Annotated in this window: 1 protein-coding gene; it reads right to left on the reverse strand. The window is 69.3% G+C overall.

What is annotated here, in order from left to right:
• Positions 1-1,008: acyltransferase domain-containing protein (locus ACFIF2_RS35840; RefSeq protein WP_395577478.1), on the reverse strand; the 1,008-nt coding region annotated here is incomplete at both ends.

Consider the following 1,008-nt stretch of genomic DNA (forward strand, 5'->3'; position numbering starts at 1 on the left):
CCAGTAGTGCTGGTGCTGGAAGGGGTAGGTGGGCAGGTCTACGGTGCGGGCCTGCGGGAACAGAGGGGCCCAGTCGACCGGGTGGCCCTGGACGTACAGGGTGGCGACCGCGGTCAGGACCGTGTGGGCATCGTCGTGGTCGGGGCGGAGGGTGGGCGTGGCCGTCACGGAACTGTCCGCGCTTTCCGCGCAGTGGGTGACCATCGAGGTGAGCGTCCCGGCAGGACCCAGCTCGACGAACGTCGTCACACCGGCCTGCAAAAGGGCGTCAACGCCGTCGGCAAAACGGACCGGCTCGCGGGCCTGACGCACCCAGTACTCCGGCGTCCCCCACTCCTCCGGATCAACCCACGTACCGGTGACGTTGGAGACCACCGGCAGCGACGGAGTGCGGTACTCCACCGACTCCAGAACCCGACGGAACTCGCTCAGCATCGGCTCCACCAGCGGCGAGTGGAAGGCATGCGAGACCGCCAGGCGGCGCGAGCGCGCCCCGCAGGCAGCCATCACCCGCTCCACACCCGCCTCGGGGCCGGAGATCACGACCTGCCCGGGCGCGTTCACCGACGCGATCACCACATCGTCACCGAGGAAGTCGGCCAGATCCTCGGCCGTGGCCTGGACGGCGGCCATCGCCCCGCCGGGAGGCAGCGCCTGCATTAACCGGGACCGGGCGGCCACGACCCGGCACGCGTCCTCCAGTGACCACAACCCCGCCACGCACGCCGCCGACAACTCACCGATCGAATGACCGATCAGATAGCCGGGCCGCACACCCCAGGACTCCAGCAGCCGGAACAGCGCCACCTCCAGCGCGAACAACCCCGCCTGCGCCCACACCGTCCGGCTCAACTCATCCGCATCCGAACCGAAAACAACGTCCCGCAGCCCCGGACCAATCCGCCCACAGACCTCGTCGAAAGCCTCGGCGAACACCGGGAACCGCTCGCACAACCCCCGGCCCATCCCCAACCGCTGACTGCCCTGACCAGTGAAAACAAACGCGAG

The sequence above is a fragment of the Streptomyces sp. BK79 genome (assembly GCF_044142145.1).
Classification (GTDB): domain Bacteria; phylum Actinomycetota; class Actinomycetes; order Streptomycetales; family Streptomycetaceae; genus Streptomyces.